At 32.4% G+C, this 2,324-nt stretch carries 4 protein-coding genes; 3 read left to right on the top strand and 1 reads right to left on the bottom strand.

What is annotated here, in order from left to right; all coding sequences use genetic code 11:
* Window positions 1–114: 114 nt before the first annotated feature.
* The gene (locus A9Q93_RS05950; protein ID WP_303686469.1) at window positions 115–852 is read right to left on the bottom strand and encodes a DUF3667 domain-containing protein; all 738 of its coding nucleotides are present in this window, start codon (window positions 850–852) and stop codon (window positions 115–117) included.
* Window positions 853–1,155: 303 nt separating this feature from the next.
* Here A9Q93_RS05950 and A9Q93_RS05945 point away from each other — a divergent pair, with 303 nt between their 5' ends.
* From A9Q93_RS05945 to A9Q93_RS05935, 3 genes are all read left to right on the top strand, one after another.
* Window positions 1,156–1,416 (top strand): hypothetical protein, encoded by a 261-nt coding sequence (locus tag A9Q93_RS05945; RefSeq protein ID WP_303686468.1) that lies wholly within the window; start codon window positions 1,156–1,158, stop codon window positions 1,414–1,416.
* 205 nt (window positions 1,417–1,621) lie between these two features.
* Complete coding sequence (locus A9Q93_RS05940) at window positions 1,622–1,786, top strand: Lacal_2735 family protein (RefSeq protein WP_303686467.1); 165 nt, start codon at window positions 1,622–1,624, stop codon at window positions 1,784–1,786.
* A gap of 183 nt (window positions 1,787–1,969) precedes the next feature.
* The coding region (locus A9Q93_RS05935; RefSeq protein WP_303686466.1) for a hypothetical protein at window positions 1,970–2,324 on the top strand (355 nt) is incomplete at its 3' end.

The following is a 2,324-nucleotide window of genomic DNA, read 5'->3' as shown; positions in this document are numbered from 1 at the left end:
GTATAGTTTACGGTTAAGGTCTATAACCTTAAACATACCGGTAGGGCAGAGAACATGCAATTACTTATAGTCATTGTTAGCTGCGGATGTTTTTACTATGTTAAGAGTATTGTTCTAAATTTCAGATATCAAATCAATTCCTAATCCCAAAATTACAGCAAGAAAATAAAAAGTGATCATTCCTAATAAATAGGCTATTAAGCCTTTCAGATAGTTAAAAAATTTTTTTTTGTCAAAAAACTGTCCTATTGCCCAAGTAGTATAGATAAATCCAATAATTCCACCAATTTGTAATATTTTTAATTGAATAATACTTTCTAAGATTCCAAATGTTGTATAAATCAACATTCCTATTCCCATTACAAAACACAATAGGATTATTATTTCAAAAAAATTGTAGTTATACTTTTTAAAGAAAAGTTTAATCCATACCGCAATGAAAATAGACATTAAGACATTTGAATAGCCGTAGTTCTTTTGTATCCACACAAAAATAGTTGATATCGCGGAATCTCCAAATCCACCTGTATTGGCATATCCGTCTTCAAATTTTAGAAGTTGTTGAACTACAGTGTAAATCAATGAGCATACTATAATAAATATTATAGGTTTTACGAGTCTATTCCTGTCGTTATGAATGAATTTATGAACATTTTTCCCCGGTCTTACAAACAACTCTTTTATTGTATAGAAAATTCCTTTGTCAAAGTTTAGGACACTTACCATTTCTGATAGAATATAACTTCCATCAATTCTCTTTAGAATTTTAGGATTTCCACATTTAGGACAAAAATCATCACTCAAGCCTGCTCCACAGTTTTTGCATTGTTCAATATCAATTTCTTTATTCATTCTTTCGTTGTCGGTGGTCAATTGCTGCTAGCGTTTAATATATGGCAAGTAGGGTAGTTGAAAGCGAAAAACTCTCAAGCTTGCACTAAGCCAAATTTTATATTTGGCGTACTTTCAGATAATTCAGAACTTTGATAAGCTACTCAATTCCCTATTTGCTATATATGGTGTTAGCAATAGTTTTTACTTTTCAGTTTTAATAAGTATGCAAAATTCCTTCTAGATGAGAAAGAAAAACGTTCTGTACTTTTCACAGGAGTATGTGTTCTCATAGGTCTTACTGGAGTAACCGCTTATTTGATTTTGGACGATTTTAGATTTCTCATGGTAGGTATTGCTGGTTTAATTTTAATGATCCCATGGAGTATGTTCTATAATGAAACCAAACCCAAGTTCATGATGCCACTTGCTGCTGGAGTGATGACTATAATCGCAGCAGTCGCATTGTACCTTAGCTTTACAACTGGTGATATTTCTAATGTTTTTGTAACCGCTTTCTTAATAAGCTTTTTTGCCTTTCAATGGTTTGCAAACGCGGTGAGTATTTCTAGAAATAATATTTGAATGAGGAATGAGGAATGAGAAAAAATTACATTTCTTAAAATAAACCTTCTAATTTTTGATTCAAAAATTGCCTTTCTAAATATCTTAAACTCACTTATAACTCATCAAAGTAACTTCTGTTTAATAGAAACCTAAATAAGTCTTAATCTTTTACTTGTGGAGAAAGTTAGCTTTTCAATAACGACTACCCAAAAAACCATAAACCATGTTCGGATTATTTAAAAAGAAAACAGAGTTAGAAAAGTTGCAAGAGCAATACGAGACACTTATGAAAGATTACCACAGACTTTCTACTACAGATCGCGCTGCTAGCGATGCCGCATTTGCAAAGGCCGATGAGATAGGTAAAAAAATGGATGCTTTAAAGTGAAATCATTAAAAAACAATACTAATACTTGTTGTCCTACATTCAATTTTATTATTATGTGTATTACAACTGCTTTATAACATCTTTTATCTATAATAATTATTTGATTGCTAAATCATTAATTTATAACGATGTAGCTTTTGTAAATTTGAGTATTCACAAAAGTTAAATAGTTTGAATACCAATATGAAAATTCTTATTTTATTTCTATTCTTAAGTTTTACGGTTTCTGTCACGTCACAAGTAGGTGTAGGTACGAACAATCCAGAAAGTGATGTTCATGTGTCAAGTACCAACACAGACGGAGGAAGTATACAAATCGATGGAGGAATACGTTTAGGAGGCGACGACACTACGCAAGGTGCTAAAGGATCTAAGGGTCAAGTTTTGACATCAAATGGCGATGCAGAAGGTGCTTCATGGGAGACTCCTGGTGCAGCTGGCGACTATAAATCAAGTTGCTTTACGGTCAGTGATATTGCAGTTATTAACACTGCTGTACCGAGTGGAAGTAACAGAAATACTGTGAATGTTACCGCAG

The organism is Nonlabens dokdonensis (genome assembly GCF_002162835.1).
Classification (GTDB): Bacteria; Bacteroidota; Bacteroidia; order Flavobacteriales; family Flavobacteriaceae; genus Nonlabens; species Nonlabens dokdonensis_B.
Note: the sequence above shows the minus strand (reverse complement) of the source record. Positions and strands in the feature narration are given on the sequence as shown.